At 63.1% G+C, this 22,234-nt stretch carries 14 protein-coding genes; 12 read left to right on the forward strand and 2 right to left on the reverse strand.

Features of this window, described 5'->3' with window-relative positions; translation table 11 throughout:
* The first annotated feature begins 63 nt into the window (after positions 1-63).
* The gene (locus ACQRBT_RS06240; RefSeq protein WP_412046622.1) at positions 64-1,437 is read left to right on the forward strand and encodes a PepSY-associated TM helix domain-containing protein; all 1,374 of its coding nucleotides are present in this window, start codon (positions 64-66) and stop codon (positions 1,435-1,437) included.
* On the opposite strand, the gene ACQRBT_RS06245 is transcribed toward ACQRBT_RS06240, so the two are convergent.
* Positions 1,432-6,018, reverse strand: coding sequence for a DUF4329 domain-containing protein (locus tag ACQRBT_RS06245; protein WP_412046621.1), 4,587 nt, complete (start codon positions 6,016-6,018; stop codon positions 1,432-1,434). The genes ACQRBT_RS06240 and ACQRBT_RS06245 overlap by 6 nt on opposite strands.
* Before the next feature lie 259 nt (positions 6,019-6,277).
* On the opposite strand from ACQRBT_RS06245, the gene urtA reads away from it, so the two are divergent.
* From urtA to ureC, 11 genes are all read left to right on the forward strand, one after another.
* Positions 6,278-7,543, forward strand: coding sequence for an urea ABC transporter substrate-binding protein (gene urtA / locus ACQRBT_RS06250; RefSeq protein ID WP_060755047.1), 1,266 nt, complete (start codon positions 6,278-6,280; stop codon positions 7,541-7,543).
* Positions 7,544-7,677: 134 nt separating this feature from the next.
* Complete coding sequence (urtB, locus tag ACQRBT_RS06255) at positions 7,678-9,180, forward strand: urea ABC transporter permease subunit UrtB (RefSeq protein WP_412046620.1); 1,503 nt, start codon at positions 7,678-7,680, stop codon at positions 9,178-9,180.
* Positions 9,180-10,247 (forward strand): urea ABC transporter permease subunit UrtC, encoded by a 1,068-nt coding sequence (gene urtC, locus ACQRBT_RS06260; protein WP_412046619.1) that lies wholly within the window; start codon positions 9,180-9,182, stop codon positions 10,245-10,247. Before urtB ends, urtC begins: the two co-directional genes overlap by 1 nt.
* Positions 10,244-11,077: an urea ABC transporter ATP-binding protein UrtD gene (urtD, locus tag ACQRBT_RS06265; RefSeq protein ID WP_162493818.1), complete on the forward strand. Its 834-nt coding sequence runs from the start codon at positions 10,244-10,246 to the stop codon at positions 11,075-11,077. Before urtC ends, urtD begins: the two co-directional genes overlap by 4 nt.
* Before the next feature lie 149 nt (positions 11,078-11,226).
* The gene (gene urtE / locus ACQRBT_RS06270) at positions 11,227-11,925 is read left to right on the forward strand and encodes an urea ABC transporter ATP-binding subunit UrtE (protein ID WP_104995382.1); all 699 of its coding nucleotides are present in this window, start codon (positions 11,227-11,229) and stop codon (positions 11,923-11,925) included.
* Between the two features lie 31 nt (positions 11,926-11,956).
* Entirely contained in the window at positions 11,957-12,796 is an 840-nt protein-coding gene (locus ACQRBT_RS06275; protein WP_244384499.1) for an urease accessory protein UreD, read from the forward strand.
* 3 nt (positions 12,797-12,799) lie between these two features.
* Complete coding sequence (ureA, locus tag ACQRBT_RS06280) at positions 12,800-13,102, forward strand: urease subunit gamma (protein ID WP_003171437.1); 303 nt, start codon at positions 12,800-12,802, stop codon at positions 13,100-13,102.
* Between the two features lie 8 nt (positions 13,103-13,110).
* Positions 13,111-13,623, forward strand: coding sequence for a GNAT family N-acetyltransferase (locus ACQRBT_RS06285; protein ID WP_090367084.1), 513 nt, complete (start codon positions 13,111-13,113; stop codon positions 13,621-13,623).
* A gap of 5 nt (positions 13,624-13,628) precedes the next feature.
* A complete protein-coding gene (locus ACQRBT_RS06290; RefSeq protein WP_060755054.1) occupies positions 13,629-14,162 on the forward strand; it encodes a GNAT family N-acetyltransferase in 534 nt (177 codons plus the stop codon).
* Positions 14,159-14,464: an urease subunit beta gene (locus ACQRBT_RS06295; RefSeq protein ID WP_060755055.1), complete on the forward strand. Its 306-nt coding sequence runs from the start codon at positions 14,159-14,161 to the stop codon at positions 14,462-14,464. The genes ACQRBT_RS06290 and ACQRBT_RS06295 overlap by 4 nt, the downstream gene beginning before the upstream one ends.
* Before the next feature lie 138 nt (positions 14,465-14,602).
* The gene (gene ureC / locus ACQRBT_RS06300) at positions 14,603-16,303 is read left to right on the forward strand and encodes an urease subunit alpha (RefSeq protein ID WP_104995376.1); all 1,701 of its coding nucleotides are present in this window, start codon (positions 14,603-14,605) and stop codon (positions 16,301-16,303) included.
* Here the strand turns inward: ureC and ACQRBT_RS06305 are convergent.
* Entirely contained in the window at positions 16,300-22,188 is a 5,889-nt protein-coding gene (locus tag ACQRBT_RS06305) for an NEL-type E3 ubiquitin ligase domain-containing protein (protein WP_412046618.1), read from the reverse strand. The genes ureC and ACQRBT_RS06305 overlap by 4 nt on opposite strands.
* Positions 22,189-22,234 lie beyond the last annotated feature (46 nt).

Consider the following 22,234-nt stretch of genomic DNA (forward strand, 5'->3'; position numbering starts at 1 on the left):
GGGGCTTGCCCCCGATTAGCGGCCTACCTGACACAAAAAAACCAACGCCTTGCGGAGCCCCTGATGTCCACTCAAAAAGTTTCCTTCTACAACCTGGCCTGGCGCTGGCACTTCTACGCCGGCCTGTTCGTCGCCCCGTTCATGGTGTTGCTGGCCCTCACCGGCATCATCTACCTGTTCAAACCACAGCTCGACCCGCTGATGTATGGCGACCTGCTGACCGTGCCCAGCGCCGAGCATGCCCTGAGTGCCGATGAGCAATTGCAACGAGCCCAGGCCGCGTTCCCCCAAGCCCGGATCAGCAAATACCTGCCACCGGCCGACGCCACCCGCAGCGCACAGTTCGTCATGCGCAACGACGGCCGCGAAGTGACGGTATTCGTCGATCCGTATCGTGGCACCGTGCTTGGCCAACAGGACGCCAAATACAACCTGCAAGCCATCGCCCGTGCCCTGCACGGTGAGCTGATGATCGGCACTGTCGGTGATCGCCTGGTGGAACTCGCCGCCGGCTGGGGCGTGATGCTGGTGGTGTCGGGCCTGTACCTGTGGTGGCCGCGCGGCAAGTCGGCGGCCGGTGTGTTGTGGCCTCGGTTGAATGCACGCGGCCGGGTGTTCTGGCGCGATATGCATGCCGTGGTCGGTTTCTGGGGCGCCGCGTTTCTGCTGGTGATGTTGCTCAGCGGCATGACCTGGACCGGCTTCTGGGGCAAGCAGTATGCCGAGCTGTGGAACCGCTTCCCGGACGCCATGTGGAACAACGTGCCGCAGTCCGACCAACAGGCACGCACCCTCAATACCGCCAGCCAACAGACCGTGCCGTGGGCCGTGGAAAACACCCCCATGCCGATGTCCGGCGACCATGCCGAACACATGAACCACGGCGCCATGCATACAGGCCCAGCCGCACCGGCGCTGCGCCTGCAACAAGTGGTCGACCTGGCCAGCGCACGCAAGGTCGAGCCCGGCTACAGCATCACCTTCCCCACCACGGCCACCGGCGTGTTCACGGTCGCGGTATTCGCCGACGACCCGCGCAACGACGCCACCCTGCATGTGGATCAATACACCGGCAAGGTCCTGGCCGATGTGCGCTGGGAACACTACAACAACGTCGCACGCGCCACCGAGACCGGCGTGATGCTGCACGAGGGCAAGATGTTCGGCGTGGTGAACCAGATCATCGTCTTGCTGATCTGCCTGATGATTCTGCTCAGCGCGGTCAGCGGCCTGGTGATCTGGTGGAAGCGCCGCCCGGCGGGCAGCTTAGGCGTTCCACCGCTGCGCCATGACCTGCCCAAGTGGAAAACCGCAATGGTGATTATGTTCGCCCTGGCGCTCCTGTTCCCGCTGGTGGGGGTTTCACTGGTGTTGATGTGGGCCCTGGACCGGCTGGTGTTGTCACGCTTTTTCTGGCAAAGCGCGAGCGGCTCATAGCTCGTCCTTGGTCGGCACCAGCACCACCTCGCCGACCGAGGAGGCCAGGTCCGCGCCGAGTTTTCCACGTACACGCCAGAACGCCGACGGGTGAATCACCCGCAACTCACCGAGGCGCGCCAGCTCCAGAACCACATGGGAGGGCGCTGGCGCATAGGCGGTGTAGCCGCCGGCCTTGGACCATTTGAGGCCGGCGTCCAACAGGTTGTACTCATCGTTGCTGAAACTCGGCTGGTAGCTCAACAGGGCACCATCGCGTGTGGTCAGGTACAGCGCGTTGATCGCCACCCCGGCGCTCTTCAAGGTGTGGACGTAGAAACCCACTTCACGCCACGAGACGAAGGACCTGCGGTAATTGTCCTCAATCGCCCTTTCAGGCTGGTCGAGCCCGTCGTGAAACACCAGGTGCGCGGCGCAGAACCGGTAGCCCTCTGGCAGCTGCGGCACCTTGCGGGCCGGGCCGATGCCCTTGAAAGCCAGGGGGAACAAGCGCTCGGCAACCAGGGAGGGGTAACCCTGGTCCTGCGTTGGGAGGACCGGTTGGTAGCCACTGCCCGCCGTGTTTTTCAGCTGCGCCCCCAAGTACTGTTTACCGGCAAACTGCCCCGCCAGTTCATGGATATGCAGCGCCGCATCCTCAGCATGGACGTACACCGGCCCCAGGCTCAGGGGGTGTTCGTCTTCTGCCGGCACACCCTGCGAACGCCCCGGTTGCCACTGGTCGTCCACCACGCCAAGACCCGGCCAGTTGTCACTGGAACGCAGGATGCGCAAGTCGCCGGCCGCCGCCATGCGCCGAATGAAATCGCGCGGGCTCAGCACCCGCGCGTGTAAATCCGACAGGTCGCGGTATTGAACAAACCGATCGTTGGCCACCACGAACTTAAGCAAGGCGCCGTCGGCACAGAAGATGTACAACGGCAGGCTGGCACGTTCACGGGTGCCACGGACCTGATACAGCGCATCCTTGAGGTCGTAGGGCGAAAACAGCCCCTGAAAAATCTCGTCGCCACTGATGGTGACGCCACGGGGACGCAACTCGACGGGCTGCGACACGCAAAAGTACAGCCCGACCATGACGTAGCCACGCGGGTAACCCGCGTCACTGAACACCCGTCGATGGGCGAACCGCGCACCACTGTCCTTGATCGGCAAGGTCGCGACGAAGTGGCCGTCCTGGGACTTGAGTAGATAACCGATCTGCAGCTCGTCGCACGTCGTCAGCGCCTGGGACAACAACCGCGCAGCATCGTCCAGTTGCGTACAGACCGGGCCAAGCGCCGGGTCATGCCGCGCTCGCAGATAACCGCGCTCGGCAGCTTGTGGCGTGGCGTAAGGCACCCAGCCCGACACCGGCCCCTGCGCGCCCCATAGCGCGCCGCCCAGCACCACGTCCAGAGAGAACGACGCGGCGACCCGGTTGACGTACTCCACAGGCGTCAACTCGCCGGAACGCAACGCGCATTCAGTCTCGCCATAGAGCCAGTCGCGACGGTTGTGCGGGCGCTTGACCAGGTTGGCCTGAGTGATCAGCGGGTATTTGACCCGGGCCGTCGCCAGCAGGCGAATCAGCGAACCGTCCTGGCCCAGCGAGTAGTGCGTGATGCCCTTATGGCCCTCACTCATCGCGTGAGCCAACAGCCGGGTGGAAAACATGTTGCTGTACACCGTGGCCTGCTCGCTCGTCAGCAGGAACGGCATCTGCATCACCGGACGCGAAGAGTAATAGGCCACCAGCTTACAGCGCTCGGGGTAAAGCCCACGGGCCACCAGTTCATCGGGAAACAACCAGCTCCGCTCCAACGCCTCATCAGCAAGCCATAAGGGTTCGCTGGCGATGAACCAGCCGTCATCGCGACGCAGAATCGCCCCGCCATAGCTTCTTGTGCCCCCTCCTCCTGACATTCTGCTGCACACGTAACGCGCGGCATCGTCCATCGACAGGAACGCCGCGCTCATGCGTCGGCGTGGCAGGTGCGCATAAGCCTCCCAGCTGCCCGAGACGATGCCCGGGCGGTCCCAGCAGGGGCTGGCAGCAACCACCCGCAACTCACCGGCGTCAGCCACCTTGCGCACGAACCCAAGCCCGTCCAGGGTACCGAAACTCAACTTGGCCTTGATCTGCTCGACGCTGTCACCGCTGCTCTCGGCCTCGAACAGACCACGGGGCGAGGGCGATCGGTAACTCAGCAAGGCACCTTCCGGCGGCGCGATATAAATCGTCGCACCACGGCCTGATGAGGGAATCGCGGTGCGCCCCTCGACGATGGCCGTGCTCAAATCATCGGGCAGGATAAACAGTCGCTCCAGCCATGCCGTCGAACCGCTACCGGCCGTTTGCCGGGTGTAGCACACGCCCTGGCAGGCAAAGCCTTCAGGCACCGGATTGGCGGACACGCCAGGCAGCGACAACAGCGGGGTTTTCTGCGTGACCGGCACCCACTCGCTAGCGACATATTCCTCACGACTCTGGTGTTTGAAGATGAACGCGAAGAACACGTTGGCATAGCGCGGGTAGGCGCGCTCCGGTTGCCGATGCTGCAGGTCCAGGGCCGCAGCGTCGGCGCTGGCGAACACGGCGCCATAACTCAACGCGTCGGGCCGTTGAAACTCCAGCACCCGCACGAACGGCGCCCAATCCGTCTCGACCTTTTCCGCCGGTCCCCACAGCTTGCTGGCGGTCATCACGCGCAGAGTGCCAGGCTCGGCCAGGATGCGCACAATATCGGCAGGCTTGATCGCGCCGCTGTCCAGACGTTGGGCGATCGGGCTCATGCCGCCGGAGGCCGGTGTCTGCCACTGCTGGCGCCAGGCCGCCGTCGACTCGCCCGGCTGGAACGCGATCAGGCTGTCCTGCGTTCCCGAGAGGTAACCCGGACATTGGGATTGCAGGATGGCCTGTATATCCAGGTCGCTGAACATCTGCGCATGCAGCTCGGCTTCCTTGTGGCTCCACTTGAGTCGCGTGCCCTGGGCGCGGTCAGTTTTCCACAATGCCTGGCGCGACCCATATCGCGCATGCAGGCGATGGCCGGCGTGCAGAACGATCAGGCCACCTTGGCGGTCCTTCGGGTAACCGCCATCCAGCGTGAACGGGCTGCCCTGGGCCCGTACCGGGTCAGTGGCCACGAAGCGCCCGTCGCTGCGCTGCAGGATCAACCCGCCATAGGTCAGACCGCGTTGCTCGTCAATGTGCAGGTGCACATGCCGGGCGGCGTCGTCGGCCGATAGAAAAGCCTGCTTGAGCGGCATCAGTACGTGGTTCGAATAGGGGCGCCAGTGGGCGTCGACCACTCCGGGGCGATCCCACAGGGCACTGGTTTTTTCCACCGTCAGCTCGCCGGCCCTGGCCACGCGCAGCACATAGTCGCGCGTCAGCAAAGCGCCGCCGGCCAACTGCGCCTGCAAGCCCTGATCACGAACCGCACCATCGGCCTCAGTCGCAAACAGCAGTGACTCGTCCGCCGAGCCGGAGAAGCGATAACGCAACAGCGCCTCATCACGCAGGCGAATAAACAGCGAGGCGCCCAGGGTCGAAGGCTGTGCCAGCGCATAGCCACGAAACTGGGCAATGCACTGCGCCAGCTCCAGCGGGCTGATGAAGTTCTTGTACAACCAGGCTTCCAGCTCGGGATAGTTGCCAGGCAAAGGTCGCGAATGCACGTACACACCGTGCAGGTGGAAGCCTTCCGGCAGGGGCGGCAGTTGCTTGAGCTGAGCGGGCGGTTGCGGTTCGGCGGCGGTATACAGGCCTTTGACGCTGTGCTGTAACACCAGCACCTGCTGTCGTACGGTGGGTTGGCGCTGGATACGCGTCCAGGCATACGCCAGCGCCTGCTCCTGGCCGGTGAACACCGGGCCACACGGTATCGGCAGCGGCGCCGCGCTAAAGGGCTGATAGGGTTGCCAATCAGCAGGCACGTCCCCTACCGATCCCCCCCAATTGGGACTGGAAAGCAGAAATCGCAGGGTGCCGACCGCGGCGAGTTTTTTGAACACCCCTTCGAGGCTGCCGTCATGGGCATGCGGCGAGTCCCACGGGCCGCTCTCGGACAACCAGCGTGCATACTCCGTTTCCTCCTCCGAATGGCTGACCTGATAGCGCAGCAACGTGCCGTCCGGGCCAGACAGATACGCATAGGGTAGCGTCAGCCGGTCTTGCTGGGTAAGGATCACATCCGGGGTGGAATAGAAACTCATGAAGGCCTTGACCTGCTGCACCGTAAAGCGCGGGTTTTTCTTCTGGGTGTCGGCCTGAGTGTCGGGGTGCGAATGCAACGTCGCAACCAGCGTGTAGCCGTCCGGCTGGCGGTATTCACCATCGGCGCTGATGCGGTCGAGCAACAGTGTGAAATCGAACGTCGTCGGCCGATCCGCCCGGGGCTCGGTGCCGACATACAAATGGTCCGAGTGCCGCTGCAGGATCACGCAACCGTACTCCTTGTCGTGTTGGTTGCCGATGCGTTCATGAAGATAGCGCGCCACGTCGTCAGCGCTGATGAACGCCGGGGTCAAGGCTCCCAGCTTGGCGTGCCCCTGGGGCAACGCGGCGCGTTTATCGCGTGAAAAAGAATCGTCCATGGGGGCTCCTTGGGTGTGTGTTCGAATGTCCCGACATCCTGAACACCCCAACCTGACCAAGGCGTTAGATAGTTAGTCGTCCCGCACCAGCACTGTGCAACGCGTGAACCCGCCTTGAAAGCGAGCGCCGATATAGTGCACGCCCTACGCAGCAAACCGCGCCTGAGACGTTGATTGTGCAGGCGGACAAAGCGGGCATGCCCCTTGCAAAAGCCCTGTCATCTGTCCAACAAAAACTCGGGTTCACGGAGAACGCACCATGAAGCGTCGCAGCTTGATCAAGGCTTTCACTCTTTCGGCATCCATTGCCGCCATGGGCCTGACCTGGACCGTACAGGCCGCCGAGACCATCAAGGTCGGCATCCTGCACTCTCTGTCCGGCACCATGGCCATCTCCGAGACGTCGCTCAAAGACATGGCGCTGATGACCATCGATGAGATCAACGCCAAGGGCGGTGTGAATGGCAAGATGCTTGAACCGGTGGTCGTCGATCCGGCGTCGAACTGGCCGCTGTTCGCCGAGAAAGGCCGACAGTTGCTGACCCAGGACAAGGTCGCCGTGGTGTTCGGCTGCTGGACTTCGGTGTCGCGTAAATCCGTGTTGCCGGTGTTCGAAGAACTCAACGGCCTGCTGTTCTACCCGGTGCAATATGAAGGCGAAGAGATGTCGCCCAACGTGTTCTATACCGGTGCGGCGCCGAACCAGCAGGCGATCCCGGCCGTGGAATACCTGATGAGCGAAGAAGGCGGCAGCGCCAAGCGCTTCTTCCTGCTGGGCACTGACTACGTCTACCCGCGCACCACCAACAAGATCCTGCGCTCATTCCTGCATTCCAAAGGCGTCGCCGACAAAGACATCGAAGAGGTCTACACACCGTTTGGCCATGCCGACTACCAGACCATCGTAGCCAACATCAAGAAGTTCTCCGCCGGCGGCAAGACTGCGGTGATCTCCACGGTCAACGGCGACTCCAACGTGCCGTTCTACAAGGAACTGGCCAACCAGGGCCTGAAAGCCACCGAGGTGCCGGTGGTCGCGTTCTCCGTCGGTGAAGAAGAACTGCGCGGTATCGACACCAAACCGCTGGTGGGCAACCTCGCTGCCTGGAACTACTTCCAGTCGGTGGAAAACCCGGTGAACAAGAAATTCGTCGCCGACTGGAAAGCCTATGCCAAGGCCCACAACCTGCCGGGCGCGGATAAAGCAGTGACCAACGACCCGATGGAAGCCACCTACGTGGGCATCCATATGTGGGCGCAGGCCGCGGAGAAAGCCAAGTCCACTGACGTCGATAAAGTGCGCGAAGCCCTGGCCGGCCAGACCTTCGCCGCGCCGTCGGGCTTCACCCTGACCATGGACAAGACCAACCACCACCTGCACAAGCCGGTGATGATCGGCGAAATCCAGGCCGATGGGCAGTTCTCGGTGGTGTGGCAGACCCAGGAGCCGATCCGCGCCCAGCCGTGGAGCCCTTACATCCCGGGGAATGACAAGAAGCCGGATTACGCCGTCAAGAGCAACTAAGCCCGCGGTACTGATCGTTCCCACGCTCTGCGTGGGAATGCATCGCGTGACGCTCTGCGTCACAACGCGGACGCAGAGCGTCCAAGGCGGCATTCCCACGCAGAGCGTGGGAACGATCTATAGGAAACTTGTTTATGCCCACTGCCCTTTACCGCTTCATCCTGACGGCCCTGCTGTTGCTGCCCTTTGCCGCACACGCCAACGACGCCGAAGACTTCCTTGCCGCCAACCCGGCCCAACAAGCCAAGCTGCTCCAGGACTGGGCCGCCCAGCCCGACCCTGCACGCATCGAGTTGGTGGACGCCCTGCAACAAGGCCAACTCACGGTCAACGGTGAAACCAAAACCGTACGCCTGAACAACCGTCTGCGCGGCCTGATCGACAACGTACAAGCCAGCCAGCAATTGCTCGCTGCCGATCCCAAGCTGCGCTTGGCCGCTGCACAGACCCTGCAAAAAAGCGCACAGCCCACGCAACTGAAATTTCTCGACCAGCAAGTCGCCGCCGAAACCGACGAAGGCGTGCACGCCGCCCTCAGCTTGGCGTTGGCCAACCTGCAATTGGTGGACACCGACCCCGTTGTTCGCCTCGCCGCCGTACGCCTATTGGGTGGCACCGGCGACCCGCTGGCCCGCACGCGCCTCGAAGCGCTGCTCGCCCCTGGCGCTGAAGCCGACGCGGCCGTGCACACCGCCGCCGAGACCAGCCTGGCCCAGGTCAAACGCAAATTGATGGTCGGCGAAATCCTCGGCCAGGCCTTCAGTGGCATGTCCCTCGGTTCAATTTTGTTGCTCGCCGCCTTGGGCTTGGCGATTACCTTTGGCCTGCTCGGCGTGATCAACATGGCCCACGGCGAGATGCTGATGCTCGGCGCCTACTCGACCTACGTGGTGCAATTGATGATGCAGCGCTATGTGCCGCAAGCCATCGAGTTCTACCCGCTGGTTGCGCTGCCGGTGGCGTTTTTCGTCACCGCCGCCATCGGCATGGCCCTGGAACGCACAGTGATTCGTCACCTCTATGGCCGCCCGCTGGAAACCCTGCTCGCCACCTGGGGCATCAGCCTGATGCTGATCCAGCTGGTACGTCTGGTATTCGGCGCCCAGAACGTCGAGGTGTCCAACCCCGCGTGGCTGTCCGGGGGTATTCAAGTGCTGCCCAACCTGGTGCTGCCCTATAACCGCATCGTGATCATCGCCTTCGCCCTGTGCGTGGTGATGCTGACCTGGTTGCTGCTGAACAAGACGCGCCTGGGCCTGAACGTGCGCGCCGTCACCCAGAACCGCAACATGGCGGCCTGCTGTGGCGTGCCCACCGGGCGTGTGGACATGCTTGCCTTTGGCCTGGGCTCCGGCATCGCAGGCTTGGGCGGCGTGGCGCTGAGCCAGATCGGCAACGTCGGCCCGGACCTGGGCCAGAGCTACATCATCGATTCGTTCCTGGTGGTGGTGCTCGGCGGTGTCGGCCAGTTGGCCGGCAGCGTGACGGCAGCCTTCGGGCTGGGTATCGCCAACAAGATCCTGGAACCGCAGATCGGTGCGGTGCTGGGCAAGATCCTGATCCTCGCGCTGATCATTCTGTTTATCCAGAAACGCCCGCAGGGACTCTTCGCACTGAAAGGACGGGTGATCGACTGATGAACCAACCATTGATGCTGACGGCCACGCAGAAGGCCGGCCCCAAGCTGACGATTGCGCTGGGCACGCTGGTCCTCGTGGTGTTGCTCGCCCTGCCGCTGCTGTCATTGTTGCCGCCGGACAACGCGTTGCATGTCTCGGCCTACACCCTGACCCTGGTGGGCAAGATCCTCTGCTACGCCATCGTCGCCCTCGCGCTGGACCTGGTGTGGGGTTATGCGGGCATGTTGTCCCTCGGGCACGGCCTGTTCTTCGCACTGGGCGGTTACGCCATGGGCATGTACCTGATGCGCCAGGCCGCCGGGGATGAGTTACCGGCGTTCATGACCTTTTTGTCGTGGACCGAATTGCCCTGGTACTGGGTCGGCACTCAACACTTTCTCTGGGCGTTGTGCCTGGTGGTCCTGGCGCCGGGCCTGCTGGCGCTGGTGTTCGGTTTCTTCGCCTTTCGTTCGCGGATCAAGGGCGTGTACTTCTCGATCATGACCCAGGCCCTGACCTTTGCCGGGATGCTGTTGTTCTTTCGCAACGAGACCGGCTTTGGCGGCAACAACGGCTTCACCAATTTTCGCAGCATCCTCGGGTTCGGCATTACCGAGCCTGGCACGCGAGCGGTGTTGTTCGTCGCGACGGTGCTGTTGCTGGTCACGAGTCTGTTGATCGGTTGGCGCTTGGCCAAGAGCAAGTTCGGCCGGGTGCTCACGGCCCTGCGTGACGCGGAAAACCGCCTGATGTTCTGCGGTTACGACCCGCGTGGCTTCAAGCTGTTCGTGTGGGTGTTGAGTGCAGTGCTGTGCGGCTTGGCCGGGGCGCTGTATGTACCGCAAGTGGGCATTATCAACCCCAGCGAAATGTCGCCGACCAACTCCATCGAAGCGGCCGTGTGGGTGGCCTTGGGCGGGCGCGGCACGTTGATCGGCCCGCTGCTCGGCGCCGGTGTGGTCAACGGCATGAAAAGCTGGTTCACCGTGGCGTTCCCGGAATATTGGCTGTTCTTCCTCGGGGCGCTGTTCATCATCGTCACCCTGTACCTGCCCAAGGGCGTTATCGGGCTGCTGAAGAAATGAGGAACGTCATGCTCGAACCTATTTTCGATGCCGGCATCGGCCGCGACGCCATCGGCCTGGGCCAGGCCGCCGGCAAGGGCCTGAATACCCGCCACGGCACCATTTTGACCCTTGAGAGCATCAGTGTGAGCTTCGATGGCTTCAAGGCGCTCAACGACTTGAACCTGTACATCGGCGTCGGTGAACTGCGCTGCATCATCGGCCCCAACGGGGCAGGCAAGACGACGCTGATGGATGTGATCACCGGCAAGACCCGCCCCAGCCAGGGCCACGCCTGGTTCGGCGAAACCCTGGACTTGACCGGCATGAGCGAAGTCCAGATCGCCCAGGCCGGGATTGGCCGCAAGTTCCAGAAACCCACAGTGTTCGAAGCCCTCAGTGTGTTCGAAAACCTGGAGCTGGCGCAGAAGACCGACAAGTCGGTATGGGCCAGCTTGCGCGCGCGCCTGAGCGGCGAACAGAAAGACCGCATTGCCGAGGTACTCGACACCATCCGCCTCAGCGCCTCGGCGCAGCGCCCGGCCGGGCTCTTGTCCCATGGCCAGAAGCAGTTCCTGGAAATCGGCATGCTGCTGATGCAAGACCCCCAGTTGTTGTTGCTGGACGAACCGGTGGCGGGCATGACCGACGCCGAAACCGAATTTACCGCCGAACTGTTCAAGCGCCTGGCGGGCAAGCATTCGTTGATGGTGGTGGAGCACGACATGGGCTTTGTCGGCTCGATTGCCGACCACGTCACCGTGTTGCACCAGGGCAGCGTGCTGGCCGAAGGGTCGCTTGCGCAGGTACAGGAAAACGAGCGGGTGATCGAAGTCTATCTCGGTCGCTAAACCTGCGACGGACCGCTGATCGTTCCCACGCTCCGCGTGGGAACGCATCCAGTGACGCTCCGCGTCACGACTTTAAGAGCGGACGCGGAGCGTCCTAAGCGGCATTCCCACGCAGAGCGTGGGAACGATCGATTGAGGAGAGTTTGAACATGCTGCAAGTCGACAAGTTGCACCAGTATTACGGCGGTAGCCACATCCTGCGCGGGCTGTCCTTCGAGGTGAAGATCGGCGAGGTGACTTGCCTGCTCGGCCGTAACGGCGTGGGCAAGACCACCCTGCTCAAGTGCCTGATGGGTCTGTTGCCGGCCAAGGAAGGCGCAGTCAATTGGGAGGGCAAGGCCATCACCGGGTTCAAGCCGCACCAGCGCGTACATGCAGGTATTGCCTATGTGCCCCAGGGCCGTGAGATTTTCGGGCGGCTGACGGTGGAAGAAAACTTGTTGATGGGGCTTTCGCGTTTTCCGGGTTCAGAAGCCAAGGAAGTACCCGCTTTCATCTACGAATTGTTCCCGGTTCTACTGCAAATGAAGCATCGGCGTGGCGGCGACTTGTCCGGCGGCCAGCAGCAACAGCTCGCTATCGGCCGGGCGTTGGCCAGTCGACCGAGGCTGCTGATCCTGGATGAACCCACCGAAGGCATCCAGCCGTCGGTGATCAAGGAGATCGGCGCGGTGATCAAGAAACTCGCTGAGCGCGGGGATATGGCCATCCTGCTGGTAGAGCAGTTCTACGACTTTGCCGCCGAACTGGCCGACCAGTACCTGGTAATGTCTCGCGGTGAAATCCTGCAGCAAGGCCGTGGTGAAAATATGGAACGCGAGGGTGTACGCGGCTTGGTAACCATCTAATCTGTAGCCTTCTAACGATAAGCACTCTGCCATGAACCTGCCCGTTTCCCCTGCCCTGTTCACCCCCAGCTGGCATGCCGCGCTGGAACTCGGCTACGCGCGTTTCGGCGACACGACGCGCCCGGTGATGCGTCGCCACCTCGGCCCGCTACGGGTGCAAAAGCACTTGTACGCTGAAGGCCCCGAGGTGTGCCAACACATCATCGTGCACCCGCCCGGCGGAATCGCCGGCGGCGACCGCCTGGCGATCAGCGCAAGGGTGGGCGAAGGCGCCTGGGCGCAGTTGACCAGCCCCGGCGCGGCCAAGTGGTACCGCGCCCAGAGCCCGGCCTTCCAGCACCTGGACTTGACCGTCGAAGCCGGCGCCACCCTGGAGTGGCTGCCCCAGGAAACCATCGTGTTCAGCGCCGCTCAAGCCGAGCTCAGCACGCGTATTGACCTGCACGGCGACGCCCGGCTGTTCTACTGGGATGTGGTCGCCCTGGGCCGTCCGGCCAGCGACGAACGCTTCGACCTCGGCCACTTTCAATCGCACCTGGATATCCGCCGCGATGGCCGGTTGCTCTGGCATGAGCGCCAGCGCATTGTAGGTGCCGACGGTTTGCTCGACTCACCCATCGGCCTGGACGGGCAGCCGGTCTTTGCGACGTTGCTGCTGACGGCCGACATCGACCCTGAACTGCTGGACACCTGCCGCGCCCTGCCTCACGCCGTGCGCGGCGACCTGACCCAACTGCCCGGCCTGCTGGTCGCCCGCTGCCTGGCCGGCGAAGCGCTGCTGGCACGCGCCTGGCTGATCGATTTATGGCGGCTGCTGCGCCCGGCGACGCTGGGCCGGGAAGCCGTTTCACCCCGAATCTGGAGCACCTGAACCATGGACCTGACCCCACGGGAAAAAGACAAGCTGTTGATCTTCACAGCAGGCTTGGTCGCCGAGCGGCGCCTGGCGCGCGGCGTGAAGCTCAACTACCCGGAAACCATCGCCTACATTTCCGCCGCCTTGATGGAGGGTGCCCGCGATGGCCGCACCGTGGCCGACCTGATGCACTACGGCACCACCTTGCTCAGCCGTGAACAAGTGATGGAGGGCATCCCGGAAATGATCCCGGACATCCAGGTGGAAGCCACCTTCCCCGACGGCACCAAGCTGGTCACCGTCCACCAACCCATCGCCTGAGGCCCCCCATGATTCGTGATGCAACCGAACAGGATCTGCCGGCGATCCGCGATATCTATAACGACGCGGTGCGCAACACCACGGCGATCTGGAACGAACAACCGGTGGACCTGGCCAACCGCCTGGCCTGGTTCAGTGCGCGTCAGGCCCAGGGTTATCCGGTGCTGGTGTCCACCGAAAACAATGAAGTCACCGGCTACGCCTCGTTCGGTGACTGGCGACCGTTCGAAGGCTTTCGCTACAGCGTCGAGCACTCGGTGTATGTGCGCAGCGACCAACGCGGTAAAGGGGTCGGTCCACGCTTGATGGAGGCCCTGATCGAACGCGCGCGGGCCTGCGGCAAACACGTCATGGTCGCCGCCATCGAAAGCGGCAACCAGGCCTCGATCCGCCTGCATGAGCGCCAAGGTTTTATAACGACCGGGCAGATGCCCCGAGTAGGTATCAAGTTTGGCCGCTGGCTGGACTTGACCTTCATGCAACTGGCCCTGAACCCGGGTGCCGAGCCACCCCAGGAGTGACCCCGATGAGCGCCACGCACCTGCGTCGAGTGAATGCTGAAAGTTTTGCCCATTACCGTCTGGGCCTGGTCGAGCTGTTGCTGGACGCGGTCAAGCATGGCGCCAGCGTCGGGTTCATGGCCGACTTTGATGAGGCCCAGGCCCGCGCCTATCTGAGCGGCGTGCAGGCCAGCATCGAGGATGGCAGCCTGTTGCTGTGGGTGGTGGTCCGTGAGGAGCAGGTGATCGCCAGCGTGCAATTGGCGCTGTGCCAGAAGGCCAACGGCCTGAACCGCGCCGAGGTGCAGAAGCTGTTGGTGCACAGCAGCGCGCGGCGTCATGGCCTGGGCCAACAATTGATGCATACCCTGGAGCTCGCCGCCCGCCAGCACAAGCGTGGCCTGCTGTACCTGGACACCGAGGCCGGTTCGGCCGCCGAAGCCTTCTACCAGGCGCTGCGCTACACCAAGCTCGGCGAACTGCCCGATTACTGCCAAAGCCCGGACGGGCGCTACACCCCGACCGCCATCTACTTCAAGACATTGGGGCAACCTGCATGATTCCTGGCGAATATCAGATCCAGCCTGGCGACATCGAACTCAACGTGGGCCGGCGCACCGTCAGCCTGAGCGTGGCCAACAGCGGCGACCGGCCGATCCAGGTCGGCTCGCATTATCATTTTTTCGAGACCAACGACGCACTGACCTTCGACCGCGCCGCCAGCCGTGGCATGCGCCTGAATATTCCAGCGGGCACGGCGGTGCGGTTTGAGCCGGGGCAGAGTCGTGAAATCGAGTTGGTGGATTTGAGCGGTGGACGGCGGGTATTTGGCTTCGCCGGGAAAATCATGGGTGATCTTTAGGGGCTTCACTGATCGTTCCCACGCTCCGCGTGGGAATACATCCGGTGACGCTCTGCGTCACGACTTTAAAAGCGGACGCAGAGCGTCCAGGGCTGCATTTCCACGCAGAGCGTGGGAACGATCGAGGAACAACGTGCGATGAAAATTTCCAGACAAGCCTATGCCGACATGTACGGCCCCACCGTCGGTGACAAGGTCCGCCTCGCCGACACGGAGCTGTTCGTCGAAGTGGAGAAAGACTTCACGGTCTATGGCGAAGAAGTAAAATTCGGCGGCGGCAAGGTGATCCGCGACGGCCAGGGCCAAAGCCAGTTGCTTGCCCACGAAGTCGTCGATACGGTCATCACCAACGCGCTGATCATCGACCATTGGGGCATCGTCAAGGCTGACGTCGGTTTGAAGAACGGCCGCATCGCCGCCATTGGCAAGGCCGGTAACCCGGACATCCAGCCCGGCGTGACCCTCGCCATCGGCGCCAGCACCGAAGTGATCGCCGGCGAGGGCATGATCCTCACCGCCGGCGGTATCGACAGCCACGTGCACTTCATCTGCCCGCAGCAGATCGAAGAGGCGCTGACCAGTGGCGTCACCACCATGATCGGCGGCGGCACCGGGCCGGCCACCGGCACCAACGCCACCACCTGCACCTCCGGGCCCTGGCACCTGGCGCGCATGCTCCAGGCCAGCGATTCGTTCCCGATGAACATCGGTTTTACCGGCAAGGGCAACGCCAGCTTGCCCGAGCCGCTGATCGAGCAGGTCAAGGCCGGCGCCATCGGCTTGAAGTTGCATGAAGACTGGGGCACCACCCCGGCGAGTATCGACAACTGCCTGAGCGTGGCCGATGAGTACGACGTGCAGGTGGCGATCCACAGCGACACCCTCAACGAGTCCGGCTTCGTCGAAACCACCCTCGCCGCGCTCAAGGGGCGCACCATCCACACCTATCACACCGAAGGTGCCGGGGGCGGCCATGCGCCGGATATCATCAAGGCCTGTGGTTTCCCCAACGTGTTGCCCAGCTCCACCAACCCGACACGGCCGTTCACCCGCAACACCATCGACGAACACCTCGACATGCTGATGGTCTGCCATCACCTGGACCCGAGCATTGCCGAAGACGTGGCGTTTGCCGAAAGCCGCATCCGTCGCGAAACCATCGCCGCCGAAGACATCCTGCACGACCTCGGCGCGTTCTCCATGATCAGCTCCGACAGCCAGGCCATGGGCCGCGTCGGCGAAGTCATCACGCGCACCTGGCAGACCGCCGACAAGATGAAAAAACAGCGCGGCGCCCTGCCCGGCGACGGCGCCGGTAACGACAACTTCCGCATCAAGCGCTACATCGCCAAGTACACCATCAACCCGGCGATCACCCACGGTATCAGCCATGAGGTGGGCTCGATCGAAGTGGGTAAGTGGGCCGACCTGGTGCTGTGGCGCCCGGCGTTTTTCGGGGTCAAGCCGACGTTGATTCTCAAGGGCGGGGCGATTGCATCGAGCCTGATGGGCGATGCCAACGCGTCGATTCCCACCCCGCAACCGGTGCACTACCGCCCTATGTTCGCCAGCTTCGGCAGCTCGCTACAGGCCACCAGCCTGACCTTTATCAGCCAGGCGGCGTTTGACGCCGGGCTGCCCGAAGCCTTGGGTTTGAAAAAGCAGATCGGCGTGGTCAAGGGCTGCCGCTCGGTACAGAAAACCGACCTGATCCATAACGACTACCTGCCGCAGATCGATGTCGACCCGCAAACCTACCAGGTCAAGGCCGACGGCGTGTTGCTGTGGTGCGAGCCGGCGGAAATGCTACCGATGGCGCAGCGCTATTTCCTGTTTTAACTCGCGGCCAGCTCCTCACGGGTCAACGCTTCGATCAGGTTGGCCTCTTCAATCGCCAGTTGGGCCTGCAAGTCCTTGGCCTGTGCCGCATATTCATCGCCGGTCAGCAGGCCGGTTGCGGACTGCTCGTACAGCACCGCCAGGCGCTCCTGGTACGGCTTGCTCAGGGCATCGAACTGCGTGCGGTATTTATGCGTCACGTAGTCGAGCCAGAAGTCCCGGGACAGCAGCGCTTCGAACTCCTGCGGCGAATTGTCGAGTGCGAGCACCCGCGTGCGAGCGCTGTCGAGCATCGCCTGGGTGACACTCCCCATGTGGGTGAATCGCACCTGTTCCGGTTGGCCGGGCAAGTCGAGCTGGTCGGCGCCCTTGAGGCCGAAGCGATACGCCAGGCGGATTTCGACCTCTTCCAGGCGGCTGATGCGCCGGGCTTTCTCGGCATCACTCAAATGCGGCGTGGCGTTGATGGCAGCGGTCCGTTCGGCAATGTCGTTGAGGGCGATTTTTTCCACCTCATCCAAGCGGAACAACCCCCGCGACAGTTTGCGCAATGCCGCGCCCTGGGTCGCGTCGGTGGCGGCTGCCCGTGCCTTGTAGACCATCGCCATGACTTCGAGGTTGCTGAACGACAACGCCGCCCGATCACAACACGCCGGCCGGCCGGCCCATTCGAACATCTGCTCGCGCAGGCGCTCCGACTCGCTGCTGTTTTGCGTGATGCAGTCGATCACCTCCCAGACACGGCCTTGCAGGTCGGTGTGCTGCTCGCTGACCACCTGCAAATCGCTGAGCACCCGGAAAAACCCCGCGCTCCCCGGCCGTTCCCGCAGTGCCAGCCACTGAGCCCTGCGCGTCGCCAATTGCGCCTCGGAAAAACCCAGGCTCCAGCGCTCGAACACCAACCCTGGGGCCGTATTCAAGAGTTCACGGTGCGCGATGCGCAAGGCCGAGACCACCAACAGGTTCGGGCTGCCCGGCTCACTCAATGCGTTCTGCTCGAGGCGTTCGGAATACACCCGCACCTGCGCCAGCGTCGCTTCGCTCAGCGGGTTGTTGCTCATGTTGGCCACCCGGCTCAGGCGCACCGATTGCGCCCGTTGCTCGGGCAGCGGCGCGACCAGGAAGTCCGGTAGCGTGGTGATCTGGTTGCCACTCAAGTCGACCATGTCCAGCAACGGCTGCTCACCCAACCCCGGCGGCCAGGTGTCGATATTGACGTTTTTCAGGCTCAGCGAACGCATGTCGGGAATCCGGCTGAAATCCGGCGCGATGCCCAACGGGTTGTTGTCCAGCCACAATGCCCGCAGGCTGCTGCGACCGGCCAGGACCTCGGCGGTCTGCGGGGTCAACTGGATCTGGTTTTTCTGCAAGAACAAGCGCGTCAAACCGTGCATCTCGCCCAGGGCCGGTGGCAGTTCACGCAGTTGGTTGTTCGACAGATCCAGCCAGCGCACGCTGCGATAACGTGACAGGAAACCTTCGGGAGAGGCGCTCAGTGCCATCCCGCTGAGCTTGAGCGAACCGACATGGGAGAAATCCGCATCCAGGTCCGGCAGGCTGGGCAGCCGCAGATTGCCCAGGTCCAGCTCGAGGCCGATAGGAGTACCGTCATGGGCCAGTTTCATCGGCGCCTCGCGACGCCAGCATTGCAGGATGCGTGACTTGGCGATGTAGCGGTCATCCCGCGTCGTCGCGTTGCTGCGCAGTTGATCGGAGCGAATATAGCGTTCACTGGCGCCGCCACCGGAGAAAGCCCAGGCGTTGAGCTGTTCGGTCAGCCTGTCGAACTCGGTCGCACGCCGCGCCAACTCTGCTTCGGCGCCATCGCCCAGGCTCCAGATCAGCTCTCTGGCGGCCTTGATGGTCTTGTCCGGGTACATGCGCTGCACCGTCAAAATGGTGGGGGACTCGACGGAAAACGCATCGGCAATGCCACTTTGCGCCAACTCCGGTACGACTTCGCCCAAACGCTTCCAATAGTTGTCCACTTCCAGCATGCAGGCCTCGGAGAACGGGTTGCCGCCGATCACCGTCACACCATTGATCTGTATCGTGCTCTGGAAATGTTCGGCCTGCGGGTAGAGGTGTTCTCGCGGGATCTCGCTCAGTTGGTTGTTGCGCAGGTCCACGCGCAGCAGGTCGGCATGGCTCAGCAAGCCCCGGGGCCACTGGGTGATGCCGGTATTGCTCAGGTCGAGGAATTTGAGGCGCTGCAGGGCAGTGAAATCCGGTGTTATGTGCAGCGGGTTGCCGGCCAGGTCAAGGCTTTGCAGTTGATCCAGCCCGGCAAGTTTTTCAGCGCTGGCGTCGGTCAGGCGAATGCGGTTGCCGCGCAAGCGCAGATGAGTCAGCTGGTGCAGGTCGCCGACGATATCAGGCAGTTCGGTCATGCCGGTATCGCTGATGCGCAGTTCGCGGATGTGCATGAAGTTTTTCAAGAATGCCTGGGTGTCGGCATTCCAGACGATTTTGCCGAGGGCCAGTTCCTCCACGTGGCTGAAATCGGCGGTCAGCGCCGGCAGGCTGCGCGGGGCGATGGCCGACAGCGACAGTTCGCTGCCGGTTTCGCGGCGCCAGCAACGTCGGATGTCCATGGCGAACCGCGCGCCACTGGCATCGGACGGCGTATCGGTGGCGCGCACCCAGGTCTTGAGGCTGCGATCCAGGTTGGCGTAGTCGGCTTCCAATTGCGTCAACCGGACCCGCACATCGGCCCCCAGGAACTGGATATACACACTGACATCGGCATCGGAAAACGAAGGGTACAAGCGCCGCACCCGCGCCTCATTGCTACGCAGCGTGTTCACCAGTTGCTTGAAACCGCGCCCTCCCCCGAGCAGGCGCATCGTGGGGTCAATGACCGGGCGGCGTAACGGGTGATCGAGCAACACCGTACGTAAGGGTTCGCGTGGCAAGGGGTTGCGCAGGATCGCCGACTTGAGCTGCGTCACGCTGGTGAAATTCATCGCCTGTTGTTCGGCCGGCGTGAGCACTTGCCACAGCGCCGTGTAAAAGTCCTCGCCCTGAAACTGCCCATCGGTGTCCTGCACCAGGATTCGTCGCGCAGTGGCCTCGGGATGGCCGATGGCATCCAGCACCTGGCCTTCGGCAAAATGCTCGCGCAGTTCCAGGCGTGTACCGCGTGCCCAGCCCGGCAACAGTTCCAAGGTGCGCAGCGCAAGACGCTGAGTGTCGATATTGCTCATCGAGTCGAGGAACAGGCCCTCATAGGCGCGGGACACCCGGACTTCCTGCTCGCTCCAGCGCAGCCGCTCATGGCTCGGGCCGGGTAGGCGCCGGCTGCTGCGAAAGACTTGCAGATCCTCGGCGCTCATCCCATCGAGCAACAACTTGGCCACTGGCGCGGGCAATTGCGGGTAGGTGTTGAGCACACGCTGCACGTCGGCATCGGCGGAGCAGTTCTGCGCCTTATAGCGCTCTTCCAGCAGCGAGCCTTTGAGCTGTTCGGCGGCGGCGGCCAGGTACAGGCGCAACTGGGCGGCGCGCTCGCCGAGCGTCTGCGCGGCCATGCCGGGTATGTCCTTGAGCGCCGGGTCGCTGCCTTGCAGGGTGTACAGCACCTGTTCGAGTAATTCGCCCCGCGCTTGTTGCACCGCATCCAGTGCGACGACCCGGCGAACCTGGGACGCGGGCGCCGGGTCGTTCCATAGCTCGCGCCCGTCACTGCCGAGCACACGCAGCGAGGGCTCGTTGGAGAGCATGCCACGGCGTTTCATCAGCTCCAGTTGCAGCGTCGCATCGGCCTTGGCGTAGGTCGCAGGATTGCGACTGCGCAATTGCTCGATACTGTTCTCCAGCTCGCGATGCAAGGCAAAGCGCTTGAGACTGTCGGCCAGCAGCCGCGGCGTGGCGTGCTGGTCGAACAATGCTTCACGCAGCGCCTCGGTCTCGACCCCGCTGGCCAGGCGCGCCTGTTGCAAGCGCTCGGCACTGAGGTCGGCGGCCGGTTTGCCCAGTCGCCGCAGCAAGGTCGCCTCGCCCCAGGTCAGCGGGTCTTCACCTTCGTGGGTCCAGGCACCTTCGCCGTTATGCTCCAGCAGGGGACGATAGGCCTCCGTGCGGTCTGGGTGCTGCACACGGTACTGGCCGGTGCCGGTTTCCTGCTCGACCTGGTAGTGCTTGCCTTCAAGGACCAGCACCGGTTTTCCCTCGTGACGGTACAGGCCCAGGCCGTCGGGTTTGGCATCCGTGGCCAGCTGGATATTGGCTTTGTAGCGTGACAAGTCCGGGTTCCACAGCTTCTGCTTGCCGTCGGCCAGGATCACCGGCTTGAGCGCCTCGACCACACCGGACACTTGCACGTGGGGCAGCACGGTGGCGCCGGTACCGAGCATGGCCACGTTCAGCGCAATACTGGAAAAATGCGCCCACATTTCACGGGTTTCGCCTTGTTCGTAGGCATCGATGCCCTCGTACACTTCCTCGCACATCTGCGCGGCGCCCACCACCAGCATGAGTGGGCCCAGGCCCGGCACCACGAAGGCGGCCAGGTTGAACACGCTGAGCACGGCATCCTTGAAACCTTCCAACCGGGCCGCACGGGCCTTGGCGTCCTCGTCATCGGTGGGCACCGCGACGGCGCGGGCGTCGGCGAGGATTTTGTCGACATGCGCCTGGTGGCGGTGCTGCCACAGGTCGCCTTTGATGGTCGATTCGTCCATCGCCAGCTCCGCGGGTTGGACCGACCGCGAAGGTCGGCACAGCGCGTTGATTTTGTCGAAGAACGCTCCTTGCTCGGACACCGGCACGAACCGGCTGAAGAAGCGCCGGTACTCGAGGCTCTTCAAGCGCTCGCCCAAGTCGGCCAGAAACTCGTACAGATTGGCGTATTCCTTCAGCGGTTGCTGCGGGTCATCGGGCAGGTACACCACCAGGCGCTCGACCCGCGCCGCACGCTTGCGCCTGGGTCCGATCAACAACGGCCCGACCAGCTCCACGCCCAGCAACTGCAGCTTGGCGAACGTCACCGGGCGGCCATCCAGCGTCGGCGCGGCCTTGGCGGCGAGCACATGCTTGAGCATCCGGTAGGCATCACTGCTGATCCCGGCACCGACCAGGTAGCTGTTGGGCTTCTTGGCGAATTGCTGCCAGGCGATTTCAGTGCTGAACGCCAGTTGCTGGCGCTGATGCTCCTGCAGTTGCTTGACCAGCGCCTGGCGTTTTTTCTCGTCCTTGGGTTGCAGGATATCCTTGATGTGTTGCTGGTACAGGCGACCCAGATCCAGGCTGCGACACAGTTTGGCGAACGCGGCGGGCGCAATGGGCTTGGCCTGGGAGTTGACCGCCGCGAAGTCCGGGATGACGTCGCCGTCGTAGCGGCTCCAGCCGGTGATGATTTCGCAATCGGCGCAACGCGCCGGGTGTTCTTCTTCGGGCAGGAAGTTGGCCAGCGCCACCTCCAGCAACGATACGCCCCGGTACTCCTCATCCAGCCGCGATGTGCGGGTGCGGTCAAAGCTGAAAAAACCATAGAAATCATCACGGGCGCCGGGCGCGAATTTGCGCGCCAGGTAGACGTTGCGCACGTCTATATCGAGCTTGAAACGTTCCTTGATCGCGGCTTTAAGCAAGGGTTCGGCGAACGCTTGCACATCCTGGATCGTTGCAAGGGTGGCATCGACCTGATTGAAGATTGCGCGGTACCGGCTATGGCTGGCGGCCAGCGCTTGTTTTTGGGTGCCCGAGGCTTTGACGTACCACGCGGGCAAGACCAGCGCGTGGTCGGCCAGTTCCTGCCGGCGCGGCGCCCGCGCCTGGCTGAACCAGCTCGGCACGCGGGCCTTGATAAAGTCGTAGTGGACACCCCGAAGGTCGGCATGGAACACACCTTCGGGGCGCGGTGCTGGGGTTTTGCGGTCTGACATGAGCGGTCGTCCGTCACTGATGGAAACCTCAGCCTACGCAACGACC

The sequence above is a fragment of the Pseudomonas sp. R19M genome, assembly GCF_050312585.1.
GTDB lineage: Bacteria > Pseudomonadota > Gammaproteobacteria > Pseudomonadales > Pseudomonadaceae > Aquipseudomonas > Aquipseudomonas palleroniana.